This is a genomic window from Chryseobacterium sp. FW101-FHT12H09 (genome assembly GCF_058790395.1).
Genome location: NZ_JBYTCP010000005.1, coordinates 254272 through 280612, shown reverse-complemented (window position 1 = coordinate 280612; position 26341 = coordinate 254272). Strand labels below are relative to the sequence as shown.

21 protein-coding genes and 6 tRNA genes are annotated in these 26341 nt (G+C 33.4%); 24 read left to right on the top strand and 3 right to left on the bottom strand.

The features are described 5' to 3' along the window. Positions 1 to 15 precede the first annotated feature (15 nt). The 5 genes from AC3WRL_RS20275 (at position 16) to AC3WRL_RS20255 (ending at position 8582) form a co-directional block, all read left to right on the top strand. Positions 16 to 2271: a CocE/NonD family hydrolase gene (locus tag AC3WRL_RS20275; RefSeq protein ID WP_492331129.1), complete on the top strand. Its 2256-nt coding sequence runs from the start codon at positions 16 to 18 to the stop codon at positions 2269 to 2271. Positions 2272 to 2347: 76 nt separating this feature from the next. Beyond that, positions 2348 to 4489 (top strand): lantibiotic dehydratase family protein, encoded by a 2142-nt coding sequence (locus AC3WRL_RS20270; protein WP_492331128.1) that lies wholly within the window; start codon positions 2348 to 2350, stop codon positions 4487 to 4489. Between the two features lie 3 nt (positions 4490 to 4492). Next, positions 4493 to 5338 carry a thiopeptide-type bacteriocin biosynthesis protein gene (locus AC3WRL_RS20265; RefSeq protein WP_492331127.1) on the top strand — a complete coding sequence of 282 codons (846 nt, stop codon included), beginning with the start codon at positions 4493 to 4495 and terminating at the stop codon, positions 5336 to 5338. A 107-nt stretch (positions 5339 to 5445) separates the two neighbouring features. Further along, positions 5446 to 6210, top strand: a complete 765-nt coding sequence (gene map / locus AC3WRL_RS20260; protein ID WP_261509783.1) for a type I methionyl aminopeptidase — start codon at positions 5446 to 5448, stop codon at positions 6208 to 6210. Between the two features lie 167 nt (positions 6211 to 6377). After that, a complete protein-coding gene (locus tag AC3WRL_RS20255; protein WP_492331126.1) occupies positions 6378 to 8582 on the top strand; it encodes a prolyl oligopeptidase family serine peptidase in 2205 nt (734 codons plus the stop codon). 94 nt (positions 8583 to 8676) lie between these two features. Here AC3WRL_RS20255 and AC3WRL_RS20250 read toward each other — a convergent pair whose 3' ends face one another. Continuing rightward, the gene (locus AC3WRL_RS20250; protein WP_261509781.1) at positions 8677 to 10836 is read right to left on the bottom strand and encodes an outer membrane beta-barrel family protein; all 2160 of its coding nucleotides are present in this window, start codon (positions 10834 to 10836) and stop codon (positions 8677 to 8679) included. A gap of 189 nt (positions 10837 to 11025) precedes the next feature. After that, positions 11026 to 11475, bottom strand: a complete 450-nt coding sequence (locus AC3WRL_RS20245) for a DUF4822 domain-containing protein (RefSeq protein ID WP_492331125.1) — start codon at positions 11473 to 11475, stop codon at positions 11026 to 11028. A gap of 220 nt (positions 11476 to 11695) precedes the next feature. Here AC3WRL_RS20245 and AC3WRL_RS20240 point away from each other — a divergent pair, with 220 nt between their 5' ends. From AC3WRL_RS20240 to AC3WRL_RS20215, 6 genes are all read left to right on the top strand, one after another. Then, a complete protein-coding gene (locus AC3WRL_RS20240) occupies positions 11696 to 12550 on the top strand; it encodes a helix-turn-helix domain-containing protein (RefSeq protein ID WP_261509779.1) in 855 nt (284 codons plus the stop codon). A 68-nt stretch (positions 12551 to 12618) separates the two neighbouring features. Continuing rightward, on the top strand, positions 12619 to 13269 hold the full coding sequence (locus tag AC3WRL_RS20235; RefSeq protein ID WP_214828545.1) for an HD domain-containing protein: 651 nt from the start codon (positions 12619 to 12621) through the stop codon (positions 13267 to 13269). Positions 13270 to 13318: 49 nt separating this feature from the next. Further along, positions 13319 to 13741, top strand: coding sequence for an ester cyclase (locus AC3WRL_RS20230; protein ID WP_214828548.1), 423 nt, complete (start codon positions 13319 to 13321; stop codon positions 13739 to 13741). 148 nt (positions 13742 to 13889) lie between these two features. After that, entirely contained in the window at positions 13890 to 14531 is a 642-nt protein-coding gene (locus AC3WRL_RS20225; protein WP_492331124.1) for a tRNase toxin domain-containing protein, read from the top strand. A gap of 60 nt (positions 14532 to 14591) precedes the next feature. Further along, complete coding sequence (locus AC3WRL_RS20220) at positions 14592 to 14912, top strand: hypothetical protein (RefSeq protein WP_492331123.1); 321 nt, start codon at positions 14592 to 14594, stop codon at positions 14910 to 14912. Then, positions 14909 to 15697, top strand: coding sequence for a TatD family hydrolase (locus AC3WRL_RS20215; RefSeq protein WP_214828568.1), 789 nt, complete (start codon positions 14909 to 14911; stop codon positions 15695 to 15697). Before AC3WRL_RS20220 ends, AC3WRL_RS20215 begins: the two co-directional genes overlap by 4 nt. Positions 15698 to 15764: 67 nt before the next feature. On the opposite strand, the gene deoD is transcribed toward AC3WRL_RS20215, so the two are convergent. After that, positions 15765 to 16475 carry a purine-nucleoside phosphorylase gene (deoD, locus tag AC3WRL_RS20210; RefSeq protein WP_214828571.1) on the bottom strand — a complete coding sequence of 237 codons (711 nt, stop codon included), beginning with the start codon at positions 16473 to 16475 and terminating at the stop codon, positions 15765 to 15767. A gap of 367 nt (positions 16476 to 16842) precedes the next feature. On the opposite strand from deoD, the gene AC3WRL_RS20205 reads away from it, so the two are divergent. The 13 genes from AC3WRL_RS20205 to AC3WRL_RS20145 all read left to right on the top strand — a co-directional run bounded on the left by AC3WRL_RS20205 (position 16843) and on the right by AC3WRL_RS20145 (position 26290). Continuing rightward, the gene (locus tag AC3WRL_RS20205; protein WP_261509773.1) at positions 16843 to 17472 is read left to right on the top strand and encodes a hypothetical protein; all 630 of its coding nucleotides are present in this window, start codon (positions 16843 to 16845) and stop codon (positions 17470 to 17472) included. Continuing rightward, positions 17469 to 18602, top strand: a complete 1134-nt coding sequence (locus AC3WRL_RS20200; protein ID WP_214828588.1) for an AAA family ATPase — start codon at positions 17469 to 17471, stop codon at positions 18600 to 18602. Before AC3WRL_RS20205 ends, AC3WRL_RS20200 begins: the two co-directional genes overlap by 4 nt. Then, positions 18575 to 19318: a hypothetical protein gene (locus AC3WRL_RS20195; protein WP_261509771.1), complete on the top strand. Its 744-nt coding sequence runs from the start codon at positions 18575 to 18577 to the stop codon at positions 19316 to 19318. Before AC3WRL_RS20200 ends, AC3WRL_RS20195 begins: the two co-directional genes overlap by 28 nt. After that, entirely contained in the window at positions 19309 to 21693 is a 2385-nt protein-coding gene (locus tag AC3WRL_RS20190) for a hypothetical protein (RefSeq protein WP_492331122.1), read from the top strand. The genes AC3WRL_RS20195 and AC3WRL_RS20190 overlap by 10 nt, the downstream gene beginning before the upstream one ends. Further along, positions 21683 to 23347: an APC family permease gene (locus AC3WRL_RS20185; protein WP_492331121.1), complete on the top strand. Its 1665-nt coding sequence runs from the start codon at positions 21683 to 21685 to the stop codon at positions 23345 to 23347. The genes AC3WRL_RS20190 and AC3WRL_RS20185 overlap by 11 nt, the downstream gene beginning before the upstream one ends. Beyond that, positions 23340 to 24359 (top strand): tetratricopeptide repeat protein, encoded by a 1020-nt coding sequence (locus tag AC3WRL_RS20180; protein WP_492331120.1) that lies wholly within the window; start codon positions 23340 to 23342, stop codon positions 24357 to 24359. Before AC3WRL_RS20185 ends, AC3WRL_RS20180 begins: the two co-directional genes overlap by 8 nt. 185 nt (positions 24360 to 24544) lie before the next feature. Continuing rightward, the gene (locus AC3WRL_RS20175) at positions 24545 to 24673 is read left to right on the top strand and encodes a penicillin-binding protein (protein ID WP_261509767.1); all 129 of its coding nucleotides are present in this window, start codon (positions 24545 to 24547) and stop codon (positions 24671 to 24673) included. Between the two features lie 640 nt (positions 24674 to 25313). Further along, a tRNA-Lys gene (locus AC3WRL_RS20170) sits at positions 25314 to 25387 on the top strand. A gap of 96 nt (positions 25388 to 25483) precedes the next feature. Next, positions 25484 to 25555 (top strand) — tRNA-Asp (locus AC3WRL_RS20165). A 68-nt stretch (positions 25556 to 25623) separates the two neighbouring features. Then, positions 25624 to 25695: transfer RNA gene (locus AC3WRL_RS20160), tRNA-Pro, on the top strand. A gap of 88 nt (positions 25696 to 25783) precedes the next feature. Then, positions 25784 to 25865: transfer RNA gene (locus AC3WRL_RS20155), tRNA-Cys, on the top strand. Between the two features lie 181 nt (positions 25866 to 26046). After that, a tRNA-Tyr gene (locus AC3WRL_RS20150) sits at positions 26047 to 26130 on the top strand. A gap of 88 nt (positions 26131 to 26218) precedes the next feature. Then, a tRNA-Glu gene (locus AC3WRL_RS20145) sits at positions 26219 to 26290 on the top strand. The last annotated feature ends 51 nt before the right edge of the window (positions 26291 to 26341 follow it).

Below are 26341 nucleotides of genomic sequence, written 5' to 3'. Positions count from 1 at the left end.
TTTAATAATATCAGAATGACAGTAAATACCAATAAATATTTAACAAAAGCAATCCTACTTGTAATTGGATTGCTTTCGTTAAATATTTACGCACAAAATTTTTTATTTAAAGTTAACGGTAATATTGAGAATCCTTCTTTTGATAGTAAGATAAGGATGTTAAATAAAGAAATTTTGCAGGTATATAAAAATGATGACAAGAATAAGTTTTATGATAATATGTTTCGTTTTTATATTCTTAATGGAGATTATGAAAAAGGGCTTTATTATTTAAATGAACTAAGAGGTTCTCCAATCTATAAAGATATTAAGTATAAAGAAATAATAGGGATTCCTTTTGAACTTTATTCATTATACAAATTAAATAGTGAGAGGATTTCTAATAAAGATAAATATGAAAAAACTTTCAATTTAAAATTATCTACTATACCAGATCAGACAAAAGTTTATTTGGCTAGTTTTTTCACATCTACGGAAGATAAATTAAAAGATAATATACTATCATTTTTAAAGACTAATATCAAAAATGATAGTATTTCTTTAGCAGACGCGGTTACATTATGCCGTTATTACACATCTTACGTTATTGTAAAAGAAACAAATGATATTGCAGTACCTCTAATAAAGAAAGTAGATTTCCAACAGTATAATGTAAATGATAGTATTGTTATTAAAACAAAAAAAGGAAATGAGGTTTCATTAAGAGTTATTGGATACAGGAAGGGAGAAAAACAAGTACCAACAATATTAAATTTTAGTATTTATAATAGAGGAAGTTTTAGCCATATTGAAAAGCTTAATGCTATGAAAGGGTTTACAATTGTTTACGCTTATAGTAGAGGTATTTATTTAAGTAATGATAAAGTTGAACCTTTTGAGTTTGAAGTCGAAGATGTAAATGAGGTAATTAGCTGGATAATAAAACAACCTTGGAGTGATGGAAAGGTAGGGATGATCGGTGGAAGTTATGATGGGTTTAGTCAATGGGCGGCTGCTAAAAATCTTCATCCTGCTTTAAAAACCATAATTCCTTCTGCTTCTGTAGGTTTTGGAACAGATTTCCCAATGTATAATAATTGCTTTAGCCCTTATATGTTGAGATGGCTGAGCTATGTAAAGAAAGAAACAGACTATAAACTTTTTAATGATGACAAAAAATGGCTTTCAGTTTATAATTCTTATTATAAAAATGGAATAGCGTTTAATAAGTTAGATAGCATATATGGAAAAACTAATCCTATTTTCCAAAAATGGTTAACACACCCTTCTTTTGATAAGTTTTGGCAATCTAAAGCTTCGTCTAAAAAAGACTTTACTAAAATTAATATTCCGGTTTTAACATTTACAGGTTATTATGATGCTGATCAAAGAGGAGCGATGTACTATTATAATGAACATAGTAAGTATAATAAAAATGCAGATCATTATTTAGTAATAGGTCCTTATGGTCACAGTGATGTGATTTCTGGCATATCAGGAGAATATCAAGGCTATAAAATTGATCCTATTGCTAAAATTAGTACAGAAGATATTTCCTATCAATGGTTTGATTATATTTTGAAAGGAGGTAAGAAGCCCGAATTTCTAAAGGATAAAGTGAACTATCAGGTTATGGGTTCTAACCAGTGGAAAAGCTCTCCTAGTATTGACAAAGTAAGTAATGGAAAATTAAAATTGTTTTTAAACAAGACAAAGTTACAGGAATCAAAATCTAAAGTAGATTATATTTCGCAAAAAATAGATTTTTTAGATAGAAAAGATACTTTAAAAGGCTTTGATAATGAAAGAATACTTGACAGTTTAATACTTGGAGGAAATTTAAAAGATAAACTTATTTATGAAAGTGATGTTTTTGATTCTCCCTTTGAAATAAGCGGAAGTATTGCTGGACAATTAAAGGTACTTATTAATAAAAAAGATATAGACGTCAATATAAATATTTACGAAAAATTATCAACAGGTCAATATTTGAAACTATCACATGAATATTTTGCAAGGGCAAGTTATTCAGTTGATAGCAACAAAAGAAAATTGTTAAAGCCAAATACCATAGAAACTATTCCAATAAAAAATACTTTTTTTATGAGTAGAAAAATAGAAAAAGGGAGCAGGCTGGTTTTAGTACTTGGCATTAATAAAAGTCCAGATTATCAAATAAATTATGGAACAGGAAAAGATGTAAGTAGTGAAACTATTAAAGATGCTAAAGAGCCATTAGAAATAAAGTGGTACAATGATAGTTATATAGAACTTCCCATTACAAAAAATTAAGATGTCTCATTTTCCTTATTATTTTTTTAATGAGTATATAGTTCGAACTCCTTTATTTTCATCTAGAGAATTTCGAATGAAATTAGAAAAAGATGAATTATCAAGTAATGAATTGAAAGGAATTTGTAATGATCCAATCTTTCAAGAGGCTATTTATTTAGCATCCCCTTACTTTTATCAGGAACTCAGGCAATGGTTGAATTCAAATGGGGAATTATCACCAGACCAACATCTAAAAGTTAAAAATACCATAATTAAATATTATAGCCGAATGAGTACACGATGTACACCATTCGGGCTTTTTTCAGGGATTGGGTTAGGTATATTTAATAAGGAAATAACGGAAAGTAATAAAAAAAATAATCAAAAGCTCTCTGATTCAGCGAAAATCCGAGACACAAAACTTGATATGCATTTTCTGGTTTCTTTAGCGAAGTATCTGACAGACATTCCTTCCTATAAAAATCAACTTTTTTATTCTCCCAATAACAGTATTTATAGAGTAGGAGATAATATTCGCTATGTTGAATATCAGTATACCAATGGAAAAAGAGACTATATCATTTCTTCTGCTCCGTTTTCACACGAACTTGAACATGTGATGGATTTTTCTCAACAAGGAAAAACTATTGGGGAAATTGTTAAAAGTCTTGTTAATAATGAAATAACAGAAGAAGAAGCTCAGGTATTTATAAATGAGTTAATTGATAACCAAGTTTTGATAAGTGAGCTGGAACCGAACGTTTCAGGAGAAGATTTTTTAGAAGTTATATTATGTGTTTTAAACAGAATAGAGGCTAGGGAGGAAGAAGATATTTTGATTTCTATAAAAAATAAACTGGATGCGTTGGATTTAAACATAGGAAATCCTATTTCTCAATATTTGGAAATTGAAAAATTGATTCAATCTTTTCATGCTAAATATGAACAGAAATATCTTTTCCAGACAGATCTGTATTTTAAGAATACAGTAGAGCTTCCTGTTTATTGGACAAAAGAGATTAAAAAAGGGATTAGTTTTCTAAATAAAATTACACAACCTTATAAAGACACTCACCTCAATAAATTTAAAAAAGCATTTTATGAGAGATTTGAAACTCGGGAAATGCCCTTATCTTATGTTTTAGATACAGAAATAGGAATTGGGTACAGGCAGGATATTTCGGCAAAAGGTATTCATTCCTATTTAGATGATTTGGTGTTTCCTGTTCTTCCGGATAAACAAAATCTTAAGATAGAGCTTACTCCTATCCAAAAAATTCTTAATGAAAAATTACAAGAAGCTTTACTGGATAAAAAATTTACAATTGAGTTATATGATGAGGATTTTAAAGGCTTTGAGGAGAATTGGGATGATTTACCCAATACCATGTCTTTTATGGCAGAAGTAATATCTGAAAATAGTTATGAAAAATTATATATAGGAAGTGGAGGGGGAAGTAGTGCCGCAAATCTTCTTGGAAGATTCTGTTCCGAAAAATCGGAGGTAAAGGGTTTAACAAAAAAAATAACTGAAAAAGAAGAAGATTTTCATACTGATTCTCTTTTAGCAGAAATAATTCACTTACCACAAGCGAGATTAGGCAATGTGATAAGACGACCAACATTAAGAAGCTATGAAATCCCTTATCTGGCACAATCTATTTTACCATCAGAGAACCAGATATCTATTAACGATCTATATATATCTTTGAGAAATGATAGAATCATTTTGCGTTCCAAGAAATTAAATAAAGAAATTATACCTTGTTTAACTAATGCTCATAATTACTATACGGATACTTTACCTATTTATCATTTCTTATCAGATCTCCATTCCCAAAATAGCCGTACAGAATTATATTTCAATTGGGGCGGATTGAATAAGATTTATAAATTTTTACCTAGAATAGAATATAACAATGTCATTCTGTCAAAAGCTCAGTGGAATATTATTGATAAGGATATTGACTCTTTGGAAGTGTTAATAGAAGATAAAGAACAAGTATTGTCAAAATTAAAAATCTGGAGAAATAAAAGAAATATTCCTCAATGGATTCAATGGGTAAAATATGATAACACCTTACCTATAAATTTAGAGAATTATGATATGGTAAGAATTTTTATCCAAACTATAAGAAAAGAAAAATCAATCATCATTAGTGAATTTTTATACAATGAAAATGATGATTATAAGCACGAGTTTGTTTTTTCAATATATAAAAACATGAAACTGTAGATTATGGTAAAAAGACAATTTTTTCTAGAAGATGAATGGCTGTATCTGAAAATTTATGCAGGTATAAAGACTTCGGATATTCTTTTGGAAGTTGCTATTATACCAGTCATCGAATGGTGTAAGGAAAGAAATTATATTTCTCAATTTTTTTTTATTCGATACAATGATCCAAAACCACATATAAGACTTAGAATTAAATTAAAAAATACTAAGAGTTACAATGAAGTCTTAAATAAGGCCAGTAATGTTTTTAAAAAATTTATTGATAGCGGAGAAATTTCAAATATTTCAGTTGATGTCTACAATAGGGAAGTTGAAAGATATGGACAGAATACTATTGAAGATGCGGAAGCTTTATTCTGTATCAATAGTGAATACACATTACAATGTTTGCATTTTGATGACGAAGAGAAAATAATTGTCAGCCTTTTTTACATTGATGAAGTACTAAATAGAATTAATCTTAATATTCAGGAGAAACTTAAGTGGATAAAAGTTTTTAATGATGCATTTAAAAAGGAATTTAATGCAGATAAAAAGCTTAACAGCCAATTAGATAGGAAATACCGGGAATTTAAGCCAAAATTTATTGATTTTCTTAAATCAGAAGAATTTTCGGAGGAAAGACATTTTCTTATTTCTAATGTTGAAGAAAGTGCAGCCGTTTTACAGAACATTAAATTTCACAATGATAATAAGTCTTTAGAAATACCTTTGCATACTTTCTTTCAAAGTATTTTTCACATGAATATCAATCGACTTTTTGTTTCCAATCAAAGAGTATTTGAGATGGTGATTTATGATTATTTAGTAAGATATTATAAAACTATCGCTTACCGTTCTCTGTAAAGAAAGATTTTAAATTGCTAACTTTGTAATCTCCAAGGGTTATCGTAGAAGTAATATTTTGTTATTGATAGCACAAGTGGGAATTTATAAGAACAAAAAATAAAGCAATGTCCATAACAAACGAATCTGAATTAATAGGAATGCAAAAGGCAAGTGAAGCTGTTGCCTATACTTTAAAGGAAATGATCAATTATGCTCAGCCAGGTATGACAACAAAGGATCTTGATGAATACGGAGCAAAAATTTTATCCGACTTTGGAGCGAAATCTGCACCTTATCTGACGTATGGATTTCCGGGGTGGACATGCATCAGTGTAGATAATGAATTCTGTCATGGTATTCCGACCGAAGAAAGGATTCTAAAAGAAGGTGATTTAATAAATATTGATGTTTCAGCGGAACTCAATGGATTCTGGGCGGATAATGGAGGATCTTTTATTATTGGAAAGGATATCAACCAGCATCAGAAATTAGTGGATGCTTCTAAAGCTATTTTAGAAAAAGCAATCAGTAATATAAAAGGTGGAGTCAAAATAGCAGATATTGGATTTCTTATGGAAACTGAAGCTAAAAAAAGAGGCTTTAGAGTGATTAAGAATTTAGCAGGACATGGTATCGGAAGAAGTTTGCATGAGCAGCCTGACGAATTATTTAATTATAAAAACCGTTTTGATTCCCGGAGGTTCAAAAAAAATTCCGTGGTTGCGATAGAGACATTTATTTCGACCTCTTCAAATCTCGCCGTAGAATTAAATGACGGATGGACCATGGTAGGTAATAACGGAGGCTATATGGCACAACATGAACACACTATTGTGGTTACTGATGGGAAGCCGATCATTTTAACAGAAATGAATGGAATATTAAACTAAGGATTTAATTGAAATAAATACATAAAACCGCTTACAGAAATGTGAGCGTTTTTTTGTACTTATGTATCGATCGTATGCTGAAAATATAGATCATCAAATCCCATTGTTAGATTGTTTTTGGAATATAAATCATATTTGCTTTCTTTGTATGGTGAATTAAAAGATCAATGAAAAGAACATATTTTATTATAGCCGTTAATTTGGTTTCCTGTACACTGATTAATGCTCAAAAAACAAATTTAGCACCTTCAGCACCAGTTACTGATGAATATTTCGGAACTAAAATAGTAGATGAATACAGAAATTTAGAAGATTTAAAAGATCCGGCTACAATTAACTGGATGAAATCTCAGGCTGATTATACCGATTCTGTACTTGGTGAACTCCCGTACAAAAAATATTTTGTGGATGAGAGATTGAAATTTGACAAGAGGACTGGATATTCAGTATCAACTTTAAAAATAACGGGCGGTGACTTATACTTTTATTTAAAAAAAGCAGCAGACGACAAATATCAAAAATTATACTACAGAAAAGGATTTAAGGGAAAAGAAGAGTTTTTATATGATCCTGCAACTTTTATTTCCACCTTCGATCCGGGTTCAACACAGAAACATAATTTCACAATTAATTTTCTGAGTCCAAGCTGGGATGGGAGTAAGATTGCAATCTCGATGTCCGAGAATGGAAAGGAAATTTCTGAAGTCATTATCATGGATGTAAAGACAAAACAGATCTATCCGGAGGTAATTACCAATCTTGAGCCTACAACTGTTGGTCAGGTAAAATGGCTGGAAGATAATAACAGCTTCTTTTACACTTATTTTCCAGTGACAGATTCAAACTCTCCGGAGTACACAAAAAATACAGAAGTAACTTTTTACAGATTGGGTGAAGATCCGAAAAAACGTAAAAATGTTTTTTCAAGAGTAAATAATCCAGAATTAAATATTGATGAAGGCCGATTCCCGGGGATTGTTCAGTTCAATCAGAATGATCCTTATTTTATTGGGAATCTGGGTGATGTAGATGATTTTACCGATACATTTATCATCAGCAGGAAAGATTTTGAAAAAGGAATTAAAAGCTGGAAACCCCTCTACTATAAGGCAGATAAGGTATATGAGAAAAAACCGGTAGGAAAAGAAGTCTATTTTATGTCGGGATATAACTCACCAAACTTTAAACTTTGTAAAACCGATCTTGAAAAACCGGATTTTAAAAATCCTGAAATTCTGGTTCCTGAAAAAAAGGATGAAACCATTAAAAGTTTTGAAATTACAAAAGATGGAATGTATTATACAACAACCAAAAATGGTGTTGATGCAAGATTCTATCTGTATAGAAATGGAAAAGATATTCCAATAAAACTACCTTTTGTCGCAGGAAGTGTTTCTATTGAGATAAAAGGTAAAGAGTATTCTGATGTCTGGATTTATTGTTCCGGCTGGGCCAATGAAACAAGAAGATTAAAATATGATTTGAAAACGAATCAGTTTGAAGAAGAAAATCTGGCACCATTGATTGCTTATCCTGAATTTGAAGGTGTAGTTGTTGAAGAAACAAGTATAAAAGCAAGAGACGGGGTAGAAGTTCCTTTGACATTGGTTTATGATAAAAATATTAAAAAAACCGGAAATATTCCTGTTTTGATAGAGTCTTACGGAAGCTACGGAATGTCGTATAGTCCATTCTTTGCAAGAAGCTTTGGTATGTGGGCTAAAAAAGGCGGTATGGTTGCTATTGCCCACGTAAGAGGCGGTGGTGAAAAAGGGGAAATCTGGCATAAAGCAGGCTACAAACAAACGAAGCCCAATACCTGGAGAGATCTAATAGATTGTACTGAATATCTGATTAAAGAAGGCTACACTTCAAAGGAAAAGGTAGCCATCTGGGGAGGTAGTGCAGGTGGAATTACTGTTGGAAGAGCTGTTACAGAGAGACCAGATCTATTTAAAGCAGTGATTGTTGATGTAGGCTCTACTAATACGATCAGAAGTGAAATTACACCTAATGGCCCTGGAAATATTCCTGAGTTTGGAACAGTAACTAAGCCTGATGAATTTAAAGCTTTATTGGAAATGGATGCTTTCCACCACATAAAAAAAGGAGAAAAATATCCTGCTACTTTGATTACAACCGGGATTAATGACAGCAGGGTTGTTTCATGGATGCCCGCTAAATTTGCCGCGAAACTAATGGCAAATGACGCTTCTGATAACCCTATACTTTTTAAAGTAGATTATGAAGGTGGACATATGGGTGGTGCTGATCTTGCGCGTGCATATGCCAATGTAGGAGAAATTTTTGCTTTTGTTGCCTGGCAATTAGGACTTCCCGGTTATCAACCAAAAGAAAATAAAAAGAAATAAATTTTAAGACAATTCTTTGATTTTATTAAATAAGAAACGGACTTTTTTGAATTCTCAAAAAGTCCGTTTCTGTTATTAACAATTAAAATTTTATTTATTTTCCGCCGCCACCGTTTTTCTCAACATCGGTTTTGGTGTTTGTCTTTACTTTTTGATTTCCAAATCTTTTTACGAATGAAAGTGAGAAACCATACCAATCCGACTGTGTAGAATTTCTAAAGGCTCCGACCGGACTGAAGGTAGTTGAATCAAAATTAGGTCTCTGGAAAATATTCATCAGCTGTAGGCTGACTTCCATCTGTGTTTTAGGAAATATTTTAGTTACAGAAATATTATGAAAAACATTCGTGTTGTTCGCATAAGAATTTCCGTTGTTTTGATTGGATACTTCTACCCATGCACTCAGATTGATGTTCTTATTAAAAAGATTGGTGTAAGAGATATTAGTGGATCCACCCCAATAACTGATATACTTAGCTCCCTTCAAATCATTTTTTGTATTAAAATCGCTGTTGTCAATATAGTACCATCCAAATCCGACATTCACACTTAGTTTGTTTTTCAGAAAGGTCTGATTGGTATTGGCAAAAAGATAATACTTTTGAACCCGGCCGCTAAAATTTCCTGGGTAGGTAATTGTCTTGTCTTTTTGTGGCGGTGTATTTTCTTCAGTAGTATAAGTTGTCCAATAGTCCTGATTGGTATACATATACCTTGCAGAAATAAAATATTTTTTCAGAATTCCGAATTTCATATAAAGTCTGTCACTAGGATTGGGTTGTAAATCCATATTTCCTCTGGAATAGAATCCATCATAATTAGGGATAAGAAAAGGATTGAATTCCGTATACCACGGACGCCAGATATTACGGTTATAGGTCAAACTCAAATCATATTTATCTGAAAAATTGTATTTCAGCAATATGTTGGGAAGAAAAGTACCATAAGAATCTTTTCTTGAAGTACCTGCTATATCCTGTCGCAGTTTGAAACTAATATATTCATAGCGGATTCCGATTCTGGTTTCCAGCTTTTTGAAAAAGGTTTTGCTATAGTTGGCATAAACGGAATTAATATTATCCTGATAATGGAAATTATCATTTGTTCTTAAACTGCTGTCTATCATATTTCCAGACAGATCATATGGAGCTACATTGTTATTGAAGTCCATTTTTCCACCCACTTCAAATGTTGCTCCTGATTTCCCTAAAGGTTGCGTATAGTCTACTTTTAGATAATAGTTACGGGTTTGATTATGAGAATTAATTCCTATTTGATCCAACGTGGATTTATTACTGTAATTTGTTATTAGATCATTAGTGTCTTTTTGAGAATCATAATTTGTACCGATATTAATATCTAAAATTTTATTTTTTTCTTTATCATAATATTTATAGAAAACATTGGTTCCCAGGGTACGGCTCATGCCGGTTAAATCCTGATTTCGGTTATATGAGTCCTTAAAAACATCATTTGCGTAATGTATTCCTTCTGCATCTGAAAAAGTAGATCTTTTGCTCTGATAGTATTCCAGAATAACCCCAACATTATTTTTATCATTCAGTTCATATTCTGAAGTAGAAGATAAAGAAGGGCTTTTGTTTCGGTCCGTATTTATGATATTGATGGAGGTAACATCATTATCCTTGTATAAAGACTGGGTGTTGGAATTTTTTTGTGACCACGTATTATCACTGTAGCTTCCAATAAGGGTCTGCGTAAATTTTTTCTTATGATAATTAAGATTAAAATTGGTGTATTGTGAGTTTTTTCTATTTTGTCTGTTGTTCAGGGTAACACTTCCTTTCATCCCTTCATCATCACGTTTTTTCAATACGATGTTGATTACCGATCCGGCACTTTCATAACGCGAAGAAGGACTGGTGATCACTTCTATTTTCATCAGGTTGTCTGCTGGGATCGTAGCCAGATATTCTTTCAGCTCTTTTCCTGTAAAAACTGATTTTCTGTCATTGATATAAACAGTAACCTTTTCACCTTCAGCTTTTATAACATCGTTATTATCAATACTAACCAAAGGAGTCATTCTAAGAACATCCCAGGTAGTATTTCCTGCAAGGATAGAACTATTGGCTACATTAAAAACAGTTCTGTCAACTTTAGATTCTACTGTTGGTTTTCTGACAACAAGGGTAACAGCTTCTATGTCTTTTTGTTTAACCGAATCTTTTTTTACCTGAGCTAAAGATAAAGAAGCGGTTAATATCGCGATTGTAGATATAATTATTTTCATTTTCAAGGGGGCGTTTCAATTGATAAGACAACCGACCTGTGATATATGTTACATCAGTTTGTGAAAAAATGAAAAAAAAATAATGCTTATTTGGATAGTGACGATCTTGAAGATAATTGGTTTGAAGAATAAAGTAAAAAAGACTGTCTTTTGAGACAGCCTTTCGCTTATTATAAAAAAATAGAACCATTATGGCTCTGGATGAGTTGTCGGTGTATGGATAATATCATAATACACTGACTGATTGTTTGCGTCAGGAAACACTCTATAGGTAAATTCCTGTTTCGTTAATACCGTAATTTTTACGACTCTCGTGAAAAGAACATTCCCATTATTGTCTTTTGCAACAATGGTTCTTGTAGTTCCATCTGCAGAAATAGACCAATCGCCATGCATCTTTGGAGAGTTATCCAGGTTGTACATCGTAAATGTTCCATCTGCCTTGAAATAGGCAAATCCCACAAAATTAGCTACGTTTGAATCTGTTAAGGGAACAGACTGTCCGTTCTGATTTTTAGCGTTTGTCGTTTCCCAGGGGGTAGAAGCCAGTACTTGTGAAGGAGTAAGCTCAGGTTCTACAACTACGATCTCTTCATCATTATCTGAACATGATGCAGCGGTAATTGTTAAAGCAAACATTGCTAAGAGATAACATAATTTTTTTTATGCATTCATAATGGATAGGTTTTAAACAGAGCAAACTTATTCTATATAAAAATCAAAAAATTGTATGAAATATCTCATTTGTTGTAAAAAGTATCATTGATTGTTGCTATTTTTTGATACGTCAAAAGCTATAACTTATAATCACTAATACATTTGATATTTGTAAATTTGAATATTCAAGATGACATAGAGTATGTATGATGAAACACTTATCCTTGATAAAGAGATAAAGGATTCTTTTCAGGTAAAAAAACTTACCCAATCGGTTTTCGGGGAAGCTGATGTAATAAGTGTTACCTATAATCGGGTACTGATCATCCATGAAGGAAAAGGCACACTTATTATTGATGATAATGAATTTGATATAGAAGGATCAGAAGTATTTGTTATATCAAAAGGACAGGTGTTTTCTTTTTCTTACCAAACGAAATGGTCGGGATTTGAAATAAGCTTCGGTGACTGTTTCTGGGAAAGGGCACCTTCAAGTGCTTCTAATTGTAAATTATTACTGTTCAATGATGCTGCTCTTCATCAGAGATTATCTTTAAAAGAAAAAGATTTTTATGAACTGAATGCTATTTGTGAAATTCTCTTAAAAGAAAGTATAAGCAATGATTATCCCAATAAGCTTGATGCGATGGCGGCTTATTTAAAAATTCTTATGATTAAGCTTGCTAATGCTGCTCCAGCTTTTCAGGAAAGCCTTGACGATTTTGATAACCAGATCTATCGTCGTTTCCTGGAATTGGTTAATAAACAGTATAATCAAATGCATGATGTTTCATACTATGCAGACCAGTTAATGGTTACTCCTCGTAAACTTTCTGAAATATCTAAAAAGAAAAGTGGAAAAGGTGCTAAGGAAATCATAGCCGGACAAGTGATCGCCGAATCGAAACGGCAGCTGCAGTTTTCAGCTAAAACAATCAAGGAAATTGCTTATCAGCTTTCATTCAGTACACCAGAGCAGTTTAGCCATTTTTTCAAAAAGCAAACCAATACTTCGCCTTTGGATTATCGAAAGATCTTTGTAAATATTGGCAGGTAATACGAAGATTCTGACATTCCATACAAGGATGTCTAAACCTATTTTTGTATTCAATAAAATATAAAAATATGTCAGTTCAAAGATTAAAAAGTGTGGCCGGAATTAGTATTCCCGACAGTAAAATCGCTACAGAAGCTACCGAATTGTTATTAGAACACGGAACAGAATTTATCTATAATCATTCATTAAGGGTTTTTCTTTTTTCTTCATTAAATGGGAAGAGGAGAAATATGGAATATGACCAAGAGCTCCTTTATGTAAGTTCAGTCTTTCATGACCTGGGTTTGGTTTCACATTACAGCAGCGCGGATCTGAGATTTGAAGTTGATGGAGCCAATGCAGCCAGAGATTTTCTAAAAAGTCATGGTCTTCCAAAAGATCAGCTGCAATTGGTTTGGGATACAATAGCATTTCATACCACAATTGGAATTGCGGAACATAAAGAAAATGAAGTTGCTCTGATGTATTCCGGAGTAGGACTGGACGTGATGGGAGAAGGTTATGAACATCTTAGTGAGACCAATAGAAATGCAATTATAGAGGCATTCCCAAGAAATGATTTCAAAAATAAAATTATCCCAACATTCTTCGATGGATTTAAACATAAAACAGAGACAACTTTCGGAAATATTAAAGCCGATGTCTGTGCCTTTATGATTCCTAATTTCGAAAGAAAAAATTTCTGCAATTGTATCTTACATTCTCCATGGAGCGAGTAGATGTTTTATCGTAAATTTACATATTGATGAAAATTATCAATCATAAGGTATGGATTTACAACTTGAAAAAAACAAAGAAGTCGTTAAGCGTTTTAATAAAGAAGTAATTGAAAACGGTAATGTTGAGGTCTTCGAAGAATTAATGGATGATCATTTTATTAATCATTCTGCCCCACAAGGGGCTGACAATAGAAAACAGGGAATGATTAATACATTTAACTCTGTTTTGAGACCTGCAATGCCCGATATTCAGGTTACGATTCTTCAACAGATTGCAGAGGGAGATCTGGTTACCACCCGGAAAAATATTTCTGGAACTCATACCGGAAATTTCATGGGAATTGCTCCGTCTGGAAGAAGAATAAGTATTGATGTTATTGATATTGTGCGCCTTAAAAACGGTAAATACGCTGAACACTGGGGGATTAATAATTTGTCTGTTGTTTTAGCACAGTTGAGGAATAATGATTAGAAATTGAGAAAGAATAAAACAAAAATCCTTATCATTGATGAGGATTTTTTTTGTTCAAATTCAAATATTCCAAACCTTCAAAAAAACATAATAGCTTGTCTTTAGCATTATTAGAGAATCTGTTATTTTTATAAAAAATTATATAATTATGTTCGAACTGTGTTCTTTGTTTTCAAATTCATGGAAAGAAAAATATGGTGCTATTTTATCGGATGAACATCTGCAAAGTTTAGAGAAAAATATTCTGGCATATAAGAACGAGACTTTAAATTGGGATGTACCTTATTTTAATGAAGAGATAAAAGCAGATCGTGATCAGAGCTTTAGTAGTTTCATCAATATTTTTGAAGAAAACGATTCAGAAGAAAGAAAAGTTCGGAAGTTGGAGGCAATTCCATTTGAGTATTGGTTGGATATTCTGGGACAAAGACTTACCTCTGCAAGTATTCGTGATGAAAGAGCTATTCCACCTCTTAAACATATCCTGATCGATAGCTGTCAAAAACCTTTTAATGAAGAAATAACAATTGCTCAGAGAGCATGGGAAAAGCACCTTGGAAGGACGGAAGATATGTTTTGGGGCGAAATATCAGGGAATAATCTACAGAAACAGGAAAAAGTAATGGCGAAGATCAATGATGTCATTGAAAATAAAACATGGTGGAATGTATTCTTTCATTACAAGCATGAGCTTGTTTATGAAATAAGAGAGAAAAACGGTCATGGTATTCGCTGGAGCCATGGAGAAACCCAATTAATTGGCTTTCTGGAACCTTTTATCAATGAATAATTTCATACAACGTAAAAAGATTGCGTACTAGGTTCTTTATTTTGCTGAAATTTTTTAGAAATGAAAAATATCTATAATAAGGGAACATTCCGATCGTATGAATATGGTAAGATTGGACCTTATCTGAAAAAGTATGGAAACAAGAAGTGGCGTAGAACTATACAAGCTGAAATAGAAGATCAATTGTGTGAATCTATTAGATTCCGAAAGCTCAGAAGGAAAAAGCAAAGATCGATCTGGGTAAAGATCACTAAAGAAGTCAATGGAAGAATACGCTCTAACCACAAAAAATTTTACAGCGAAAGATCTTTTAGAAGTGCTGTAAACAGTCCTCATGTTATAAGGTGTTTTTATATGACTAAAACAAAAAAAGAAAAATGAATACATACATCGATATTGGCATTAACCTGACCAATAAACAGTTCAATAATGAACACGACGAAATAATTAACCGTGCTCTGGATAATGGAGTAGAACAGATGATCCTTACCGGAACAAGTGTACGTGGAAGTAAAGAATCTGCTGAAATTGCAGGGGAATATCCGGAGGTCTTATTTTCTACAGCTGGAATCCATCCTCATGATGCAAAATCTTTTAATGGTGAGAGTATGAATGAACTCCGTAAACTATTAGCGCTTTCTCATGTGGTTTCAGTAGGAGAATGCGGACTTGATTTTGACCGTGATTTTTCTCCAAGGCCGATACAGGAAAAGTGTTATCAGGCACAACTTGAATTGGCTATAGAAATTAATAAACCACTTTTCCTTCATGAAAGATCTGCTTTTAAAAGATTTAATGAAATTACGGATGGCTATCTTTCCCATCTTCCTAAAGCTGTTGTACATTGTTTTACTGGTACACCAGAAGAAGCAAAAGCCTATTTGGATAAGGGATTTTATCTTGGATTTACAGGAGCGATCAGCGATGAAAGAAGATTTAAACATCTCGAAGAAGTGATCAGATATGTTCCCTTGGATAGAATGATGATTGAAACAGATGCACCTTTCATGTTGCCTAAAAATATTTCAGCACGAAATCAAAATCGTCGTAATGAACCTGCATTTCTTCTTTATATTGCACAGACCATTGCCCATTTGAAGAAAATAAGCATTGCTGAAGTGGCAGAAGAAACAACAGAAGTCACCAGGAAATTTTTCAAATTATAAAAAAGAGCTCTACTGATTAAGTAAAGCTCTTTTTATTTTTGTTAAACCGTGGATTTGTTTTCAGCTTTTAGATAGCTTTTAATGCTGATTCCAAAGCCAGCTCAATCATTGGCTTCAATGCTGTTTCTCTTTGGTCAGCTGAAATATTTTCATGAGTCGGAATAATATCAGTTACCGTAAGAATGGTCGCTGCATTTTTTCCTAAATGTTTAGCGTTGGCAAATAATCCAAAAGCTTCCATTTCCACAGCCGGACAATTATATTTTGTAGCAATTGCGGGAATAGTTAAATCCTTTCTGTAGAAAATATCACTGCTGTGAATATTAATAGCCTTGGTTTTCAAAGATAGTTCTTCGGAAGTTGCATTAATGGTATCAAAAATATTTCCCTGGTGCGAAAGAATATCGTCTTCAATTTCCCAGGCAAATTTTGCATAGGTACTCTCACTTGCAGCATTTTCAACATTAAGTATATCAAATACTTTCAGATCTGTAGTGTAGGCACCACAAGTTCCGATTCTGATAATAGTCTCTACATCATATTCTGTATACAATTCATAAGAATAAATTCCGATGCTTGGGAATCCCATTCCACTTGCTCCTACACTAATTTCTTTCCCTTTATAGAGACCGGTATAATATAAGATTCCTCTTGTTTTACTTACCAGTTTTGCATTTTCCAAAAAGTTTTCGGCAATATATTGTGCACGAAGCGGATCCCCCGGCTGTAATATTACTTTAGCAATTTCTCCTTTTTTTGCACTAATGTGAATACTCATAATATTATTTTGAATGACGGCAAAGATAATAACTTTTACATTGACAATGTCATTGCGAGGAGCAAAGCGACAAAGCAATCTCAATAGAAAAAGGATAGTAAATAGAACAATAATTTGAATAATATAGCTGTTTTCTACATTACAACACAATATTTGTTATTCTGAACAAAGTGAAAGAATTTACACAATCAATTTTTATCGCAGACAAAATCCTTGTGTCTTAAAAACATTCTTTTTTTATTCTTTTGTGTCTTTACGACTGACTTTAGGAGTAAATGTTATTTAATTCATAATCATTTACATAAAAATTTTATTCTCAAAGAAATAATTTTATTTTTGTTAGATGGTCGAAAATACATCTCCATTTTTGGATACGCTCTTTCTCCTTCGTAAAGAGGAGTGTATCACCATTTTTTCAAATATTCAAACCATATCAAAAAAAGAAGAACAGGATGCAGCAGATTATTTTGAATCCGAATTTGAAAAAGAAAGATTGGAGTTTTTATCAGACTACCTGATTTGTGATAAGGAAACAGCCGTTTGGGCAGCAAAAGTGTTTTATCATGCTGCACAACTGTATCTGGTGAGAGAAAATACAGCAAAAGACCTGGATCAGTTAATTCCTGAATTTAGAGGAGAGAAGAACGTATCAGCCTTACTATCTGCTGACCTGTCATTGAGATTTTTACCACAGATAATTACCGCTCTTCAAACTTTAGATCCAAACGATCCTTTAATTGGGCGACTGGAGAATATTCTTTCGCAGTTTCATTATTCGGGTGTAGAATATGATCTTGATCTTGGAAAAATCAATTGGGAAGAGGAGCTGGAAGATCCAAGCTTCCGGAAATTATATCTCGAAAGAATTGTAGAAAAGAGAGCCTACCGACTGGCTGAAATTCCCTATATTAATCAATTACTGATTGCTGAATTTGGCTTACATAAGGACGAATTGTGGCGAGAATTAAAAATTATTAACGAAGAAGAAAATAAATGATTCCAAATATTACAAAACTTAATACAGTACTCAATTATGTAAAAGATACTTTCGTAGGTAAAAACGATGTAGTTGACCTGCTTGGAATATGTCTTTTGGCAAGAGAAAATGCATTTTTATATGGACCTCCGGGAACTGCAAAATCGGCAATCGTAAGAACATTGTCACAAACTGTGAAAGACGGTAAAAATTTTGAGTATTTATTAACCCGTTTTACCGAACCGAATGAAATTTTCGGACCTTTTGATATCAGAAAATTAAAAGAAGGCGAGCTTCTTACCAATACCGAGGGAATGATGCCGGAAGCATCTATGGTTTTTTTAGATGAAATCTTTAATGCCAATTCCGCGATTTTGAATTCCCTTTTGATGGCGTTGAACGAAAAGATTTTCAAACGTGGAAAGGAAACAAAGCACCTGCCTGCTCTAATGTTTGTAGGTGCAAGTAATGTTTTGCCGGAAGATGAAGCACTGAATGCCTTATTTGACCGTTTTCTGATCAGGATTAATGTAGATTATGTAAATCCTGAGCTTCTTCAGCAAGTACTTTTGGCAGGACGGAAATTGGAAAATATTGTTGAAACAGATATTCCCGGAATTCAGGCTGATGAAATAAGGGAGCTTCAGAACCTATGTAAAACAGTAGATCTGAAACCTATTTATGAAGTGTATTTAAATACTATTATTAATCTTCGGAATACAGGAATTGCTATTTCTGACCGTAGGGCGGTAAAACTTCAGAATCTTATTGCTGCAAGTGCGTTGATCTGCGGAAGAAATGAAGCTATTCTTTCTGATCTTTGGGTACTGAAGCACATCTGGGATACGGAAGAACAGATTGAAATCCTGGAAGGGATCATCAACAGAACAATAGAAAAAGATGAAAATCCGCAAACCCATCCTCAGGCGTTACACAATAAAACCCCGAATCCGGAGGAAGTAATGAAAGATGTAAAAATTCTTACTGAAAAATGGAATAGCGGAGAAGTTACTTTTGAAGAGCAGAACGTGATCAAAGATAAATTAAGATACCTGCAGACACGTTGTGACTGGATCAAAAATCCTGAACAAAAACAATACATTCAACAGGAAATAGAAAGTTTATGGCAGAAGATCCTTCAAAGCGTATAAAAGACTTTTGGGCAGAACTGCCTCGTGGTGATGAAGATTTTTTAGGGTCTGTCAGAGACTGGAAAAATGTTCAGATTGCTTTAGAGGATGAGGTTATTTGGCTGAAAGGTTTTACAGAAGAACAGGTTGTTTCTCCTGAGATTCAGCAATTGCCCAATTTCCTTTTGTATGAGTTGAGAGATGGTTTGCTATTCAGAATGGATGCTTTAGTACCTGCTAAGAAAATGAGAACTGCACTATTATGGTCTCCAATTGATAAAGCTTTACGTCTGGTTTTACCACCATCCAATCAGAATTTTTTTGGAATCAGTGAAAAAGTTGAGGTGAAGCTAAAATCGAGTGCCGAAGAACAACCCGCAACAGCTTTGTTATGTTCAATGTCAGAAATTAAAGGAATGGTTACTGCATTACCTAATTTTAAGCTTAAAAAAAATGAATGGATCATTATTGAAGATAAAGCATTATTTCTGGGAACGCCATTATTAAGTTTTCCGGGAAAGACCTATTGGGAAAAAAATGGACATCTTTTGCCAACAGGTTTTGATTTTAAATTTAAAAATTTGAGTTTATTGTTACAGAGAAAATATAATGAACTTCAGGATCAATGGCTTTTATGGCAGGAAGATGGAAGTTATCTATCTATTAATAAAAAAGACTTCCGGAGATTATCTGCAAGCTCATACCGTCTTACTGAAAAAGCGAAAGAATGGATCTAAATGTATATTTCCAATCCTATGAAGGATATTTTTGGGAATGGATGACAGATGAAGATGTACGTGATGACACAGGATATCATGAGAATAATCTTGTTTCGATTCCAAATGTTGGAGCCATTGCATACAGACCTTATATTATTGAAGTTTTAAAAGAATTGCAACCGCAAGGAATTCCTCCTTTTGGAGCTTTGCTATTGGTATTGTATGCTACACAGGAAGGATATGTTAATTTTGACGGTATTTCTTATTACCTAAAAAAGCTGGAAGAGGAGGCAAAAACAGATCTGGAAATTGCTTCGATCATGAATTTCCTGGAAAATTTAAATCGATTGGGAGTGTCTTTTAAAAAAGGACAAAATAAGATATTGCTGCTACAGACACTGTTTAATAATTGTCACAACAGGCTATCAGCCGTTTCCAGTGAGTTCCTCTTAAAAAAGTTTGCAAAAAGTCCTTATACTCTTTCAAAAAGTGCCGAAAAAATAGCGGTAACACCATTATTTATACTAAAAGATACCCGGATTTTAGTCTGGCTCAATGAAAAATTTCCGACTTCAGAATCTATTATCGGTGCCATGAAAGGCTTTATTGATGAGCCTGAATTGGAAGATGAAATTGTAGAGGAAGAAACAACAGTAGAATCGAATAAAGATTTTATTCAGGAATTAATAGAGGATCCTAAAACATTTCAGGTAGGAAGTTTAATTAAAAGGATCTGGAGTGGACTTAAAATTCCCATGCGTCATCTTTCTCCGGGGGAGCAGCCAATTGGGGGGATATCCGATATGACGAATAAAGGAGAACTCCACAGAATGCTTTTATCAGAATTTGCCAATGAGGATGAGATTTTCATGAGCAGGGTAGCTAATAGCGAGACCCTTTATATTCAAAGGGAAATACCTCCTGAAGAAAATGTTTTCGAGAGAATTATTTTAATAGATACTTCTTTGAAAAACTGGGGAACCCCAAAAGTTTTAGCTTATGCATCTGCGATTGCTGTGATCAAGCATCCAAAAGCCAATTCACAATGCAAAGTTTTCACAGTCGGACAGACTAATATTCCTATTTCTCTGGATAAAGTGGAGAATGTAATAGATCACTTAAACCAGGTAAGTCCGGTTTTGGAAGTTTCCCAGGCATTAGATAAATTTTTTCAGGAAGAACATACAGAAAAGGATATTGAAGTATTTTTTATCACCAACCAGGAAAACCTCAGTAATGAAAACTTACAAAAGGTAATTCATGAAAACAGGGATCGATTGAAATTTTTGGTAACAACCTCTACTGATGGCGAATTGAATTTTTTTAAACACCATAAGGGTGCCCGTAAGCATATTCAAAAAATTATACTTCCGTTACAGGAATTATGGGCTAATCCACCACAAAGAAAACAAAAAGGGGATAGTCATTTATCAAGTGGCAAGAAAACGGATGTTCCAAAAAATTATCCTATTCTGTTTCCAACTCCGGTCAATAAAATAGCTACCTTTTTATATGAAGGGGAATTTTTTATTTTAAGTAATAAGAAACAATTGCTAAGAACCTATTTGTCCGATAATTATTATAATAAAGATTATTATGATCGTTATAGAATACATAGAGGATGTGAGGTTTTAATTGAAGATATCTCTGTTAAGCCCAGGGGACAGTTTGCTTTGGCGAAAAATAAACAGCAGCATTTTATTTTATGTCAGTATCAGGCTGATAAAAAGTTGATTTCTAAACTTAATCTTGTTACAAAAGAATATTCAGAGCTAAATCTCACTGGGAAAAATATTCCCGATGATTATAAATTGGTTTATTTCAATAAAAGTTTTTACCTCTACAATGCAGAATCTATCTGGATCTATCATATCAATATCGATGGAAACATCTCTTTTGAATCAGTAAAAAATGACAAAGAGATCGCTAAGAATGATTCAAAAGTAGAAGTAGAGATCAGGAAATTATCGAATAGTGGAATAAAAATTTTAAACAACTTTAATAATATTGGGATTAATGCGGAAGATAGCCTTGTGATTTCAAACAACCGACTGACTAAAGTATATGATAACTCACTGACTTTATTTAAAAATAATCACGAGATAAAGATTGCAGCCAATCAATATAAAAATAAATTTACTTTTTCAGATGGAAGTGAGGTTATAACTGATACCCGTGGAATATTAACATTTAAAAGCAGTAATAAAAATATTCCGGTATTTTATATCCCCTCCACAGAGCATGGCTTCCTGTCTCTAGCAACAAATACAGAATTTGGCGGAGCAGAATACTATCTGCCAGAAACTACTTTGCTTAAAATGAAAACGATAGAAGATATGTGTTCTGATTATCTGGAACCTTTTATTAATCAAATTTTGGAATATGGAGCTTAGAATAAAACCTTTTCCAAAAAATAACTATCCCAAGAAAGGAGTTCTGATTAAAGGTTCTTCACCATTGGTATGGTTTGAAGAAATGGATAAGTTGAAGATAGATCTTAATCTGGTAAAGACTTTTGCTATTCCTTCTAATGAACCTAATATTCTATACGGATGTTTCATTATTTTTACGGATCATGCTCCACTGGAAATTGGAAAGAATTCTTACTTTCAATGTATCGACGAGATTCTTTTTATTCCTGAGAATACCACTTTTTATCCCAAGATCAATCCCGAAGACTGGCATAATATAGATTCTAGATTTCTGGTAATGCATCCTGAATTTGGTTTGGTTAAATTATCAGAGGAGATCGACTGGATCTTAGTGCTTGAAGAACCGGAAAAGGCTAAACTTTCTATCAGGAAACCTTCAAACGGAGTCTATATTCCGCAGGAAATTAAAAGCTATACCGTAGAGATCGATGATGAAAAAATGATGGAATCACTCCAAAAATCACAGACTGAAGAAGAGTGGATGAAAAATCTTCCTTTTGATATGAAGAAAGTGATGGCGGGAAATAAAAGAGAAATTGAAAAATATTTAAAGTACATCGAAAAATACCCTGACCGTGCGATAGATCTTGGAGTTCCTTTGGATATTCTGGGAACTTCCAGAGGTGATGGTTTTGGAAAATTTAAATTCGATAATGGTTGGTTGAGCAGGTTGTTGGGTGGCGGTCGTGGAAATGGTAAACCCAGGGATTACCGATGGGTATTGCTTGCATTGTGGATTGTAATTATCGTTGGAAGGATTATTATCGGTTTTAGTAAAGATACACCTGAGACTGAACCCCCTGTTTCTTCAGGAAATGTAATTTCTAAAGATGCTTTAAAAAATCAGGATCCCGGTAAATTAGCTTTTGAATCCGGTCTTACTGAGATTGATATGAAAATTGATTCTCTATACAACGATGAGAGAAGAGATCTAATGAAAGAATATGCAACGGCAGCTTCTAAAGGCCCAAACGCAAAAGAGGTTGCAGAGGTTGAAAAGAAAGTCGAGAAATACAGAACGAAAGAAAATAAAACAAGAGACTTTCTTAAGAAAATATACAATAAGAAAATAGCTCAGCATATTGAAAGCAAGTCCAAAGATTATCAGCGGAAGATCTCCGATTCCATTAAAAAGGTAAATCCAAATAAGCCAGTCAACCAAGGGGTTGTAAAAAGTGTCTGGAGGAAAAAACAGGTTTTAATGGAGGACTCTCTGGGACGTCTTTACGGAACACTTGGAAATATTGAACCTCATTTTTCATCTGATCAAAATGCCAATACAAAGAAAACCTCAGGTTCAGGAGATTCTTCGGCCAAAAAGATTTCATTCTCTGAAATTGTCTGGTTAGTAATTCTAATTATAGGAAGTGTAGGCCTTTATTCCTATTTCTTCAGGAAAAAATCCTTAAACATTGGCGGTAATAACGTTCCGGGAGGAATCAAAATATTTTTAGTCATTGTCTTGGTTGGCATGCTGATCTATCTTTTCTATCCGCTGATTGAGATGTATGGCTACAACTGGTTCGTATGGCTTCTGGTTATTTGTGTAATCTTACTGATCTATCGTTTGTTCAGTGAAGATAAAACCATTTTAAAATCCGACGAAGATGAATAAGCAGAAGTTTATAGACAAATTTATCAGAGCATTTTTTATTCTGATATTTCTTAAAATATTAGGTCTTATTGCTCAGCTTTTTCATCAAAGCTTTTGGAGTGTTTTAGGAACTTTAGGTATTTTTATCATCGTTGCTATAATTATCCTTTTGGTCATGGTTAGTTTGAAGGATAAAGAAAGAGGGGATAAAGGCCTGGGGAAAAGAGGGGGTTCAGGTGGAAGCTTTTATCTTGAAAATTCACTTTTTGACAGAATCCGAAGTAAATATGAAGAACTTGCTGAAAAATACGTTAGTGAAGGAGATTATAAAAAAGCTGCAAAAGTATATATGAATCTCTTACAGGATAATTACAGGGCAGCCAAAACATTGGAAAACGGGGGATTATATAATGAAGCAGCAGTTATTTATCTTAAAAAATTAAATAATAAATCTGATGCTGCAATCTGCTATGAAAAAGCAAAACAATACAGAAAAGCGATTGATCTTTATAAAGAATTGGAGCAGAAAGAAAAAGTAGGCGATCTTTATAAAGAGATGAATGATGTGAAAAATGCTCATATCTATTATCAAATGGTGGCGAATGATTTTGTTGGAAACAACCAGATGGTAAAAGCGTCATTGATCTATCGCAAAAAAATGGAATCGCCAGATGAAGCCCAGAAGGTTTTGTTAAAAGGCTGGGAAGAAAATAAAGATGCATTCAACTGTCTGAATAATTATTTTGCTAATATTTTTGATGTTAAACAATTGGAAAATCAAATTCAGGTTTTATATAAAGATACTCCCACAGATAAAAAGATCATGTACCTGGAAGCGATGAAGTATGAATTTAAAAAAGATCCAAAACTACAGTCTGTAGCGAGAAATATTGCGTACCAGATTATTTCGGAAAAAGTGGAAACACATTCTGAAATTGTAAATGAATTAAAACATTTCAATCCTGATGATCAGGTTATTTTAAAAGATATTTCGAGGTATAAAACGGGTAGGAATAAGATGTTTAGGAATTAATATTATTAAAAGATTGAATGATTTAAGAATTGAAAGATTTGTAAATGTTTCAATATTGTTTACTTGGTCAATTTTTGTGCGTTTGCAAGGGTGACTGAGGCTCTCGAAGCCACCATCAAGAAGGACTCAAACCCTCGAACTCACCATTTTATTAAGAAAAATATTATCTTTGCGACAACAAAATTATGACAAAACAAAGAGCACATATCAATGTAAATCTATGCGATAGCCCGATACTAAAGGGATCGTTTGGATATGAATGTATGATATGGAATGGGGCAAAATGTGCTGACTTTGGAAATTATTTACTGTAAACTCGTAAAGATTTAATCAAAATACTGCAAAACGCCTCGATTGTCGAGGCGTTTTTTGTGTTTTTAAGGCAGAAATTATTTAGAATGAAAAAAAATAACCAGAAAAGTGAAAATTTTTAATTAACAATGGAATTTTAATATAACAAAATAGAGTGATAAGCAAACCGGTGAGAGACAGTCATTTAGGTAGTTAAGGCATCTGCAATATATTGTGGACAGGAATTCCTGTTTCTTTTATTTTGGTGTAACTTTCTGTTTATCAGTTAGTTGTAATTAAAATTTATTTGCGAATTAAAAAAAATCATATTTACTTTGCAACCGAAAATTGAAAGCAACAGGTTTTCAGGATTTCCAAAAATGTTTAAAACAAAAAATATAATGAAACAATTACATTACATATTTAATCAGTATCCGGGACTACAGGCACAAGAGCCGAAGGGATGTGTATGTCTTCTTGATAGTGAATTTATAGATGAAAGGTGCTTATATACGTGGGTCAGCTAATGATCTGATACGTCAAAATATATACAGCACCTCCCGAAAAGAGGTGCTTTTTTTATGGTTTCTTTAGCTTATTTGGTAAAGCGTCGGTCTGTGGCTCCGGAGAACAGGGTTCGATCCCCGAAGATACCCAAAATATAATCTCATAGCTCAATTGGTTAGAGCACCGGTCTTTTAAACCGGGGGTTGAAGGTTCAATTCCTTCTGGGGTTACAAAAGGAGAGTAGGCAAATATTGGTTTGTTGTGGCTTACTGCCAATGAGTTCTACAACAGTAGTGAGAGTTCAATTCCTTTGCTCTCCGCAAAAAGGTCTATTGAGGTAATGGCTAACCTGCCCGACTGTCTCTTGGGCACTGCGAGTTCGATTCTCGCATAGACCGCAATGGTTCACGGAAAATTTCAGCTCCGACTGTCTCTCGGAAAAGAAATTGGAAACTGAACCGAAAAACTGGAAAGATAACGGTGGTTGTTTACCCGTCTTGGACGCGGGAGGTCGTAGGTTCGAATCCTATTTTCCAGACAATTTATTAAATGAAAAATTGAATATGAATTTTGAAAGTTTCTGATCAATTATCAATAATCATTGATCAATTACAATGAATATATCTGATGGTTCGCCGAAGTGGAAGAGTCGGGGCGGTCTGCAAAACCGTTGCATTAGCTGAGTGGGTTTGAATCCCATAACCATCTCAAATAACTAAAATGAGATTAGTTCCGGAGAAAAAGTAAAAGTTTGTCGAGCGTAGAAGTTCTTATATCAAACAAAAAAATAAAGACAAGCTTTTTCTGACTCCAAAATAGAGGTTAGGTACGAGAATTTAGAATGCAATCTTGATATCATTCATCTTTTATCAATCATCATTTATAAAAAGGAAGTGCGCCGGAGTTGGAGAGTCGGGGCAGACTGTAACTCTGTTGCTTTAGAGCTAAGTAGGTTCGAATCCTACCACTTCCACAAAAATCAACCGATAATGTAATGGCAGCATGCAGGAACTATACTCTTGTCGCTTAGGTTCGATTCCTAGTCAGTTGATTTTATTAATGCTCCATTCGTCTAACGGTTAGGACGCCTGCCTTTCGAGCAGTTGATAAGGGTTCGATTCCCTTATGGAGTACAAAGTTAACAAGGAAAGAGAAAGGTTTGTCAAGCGCAGAAGATCTTTACA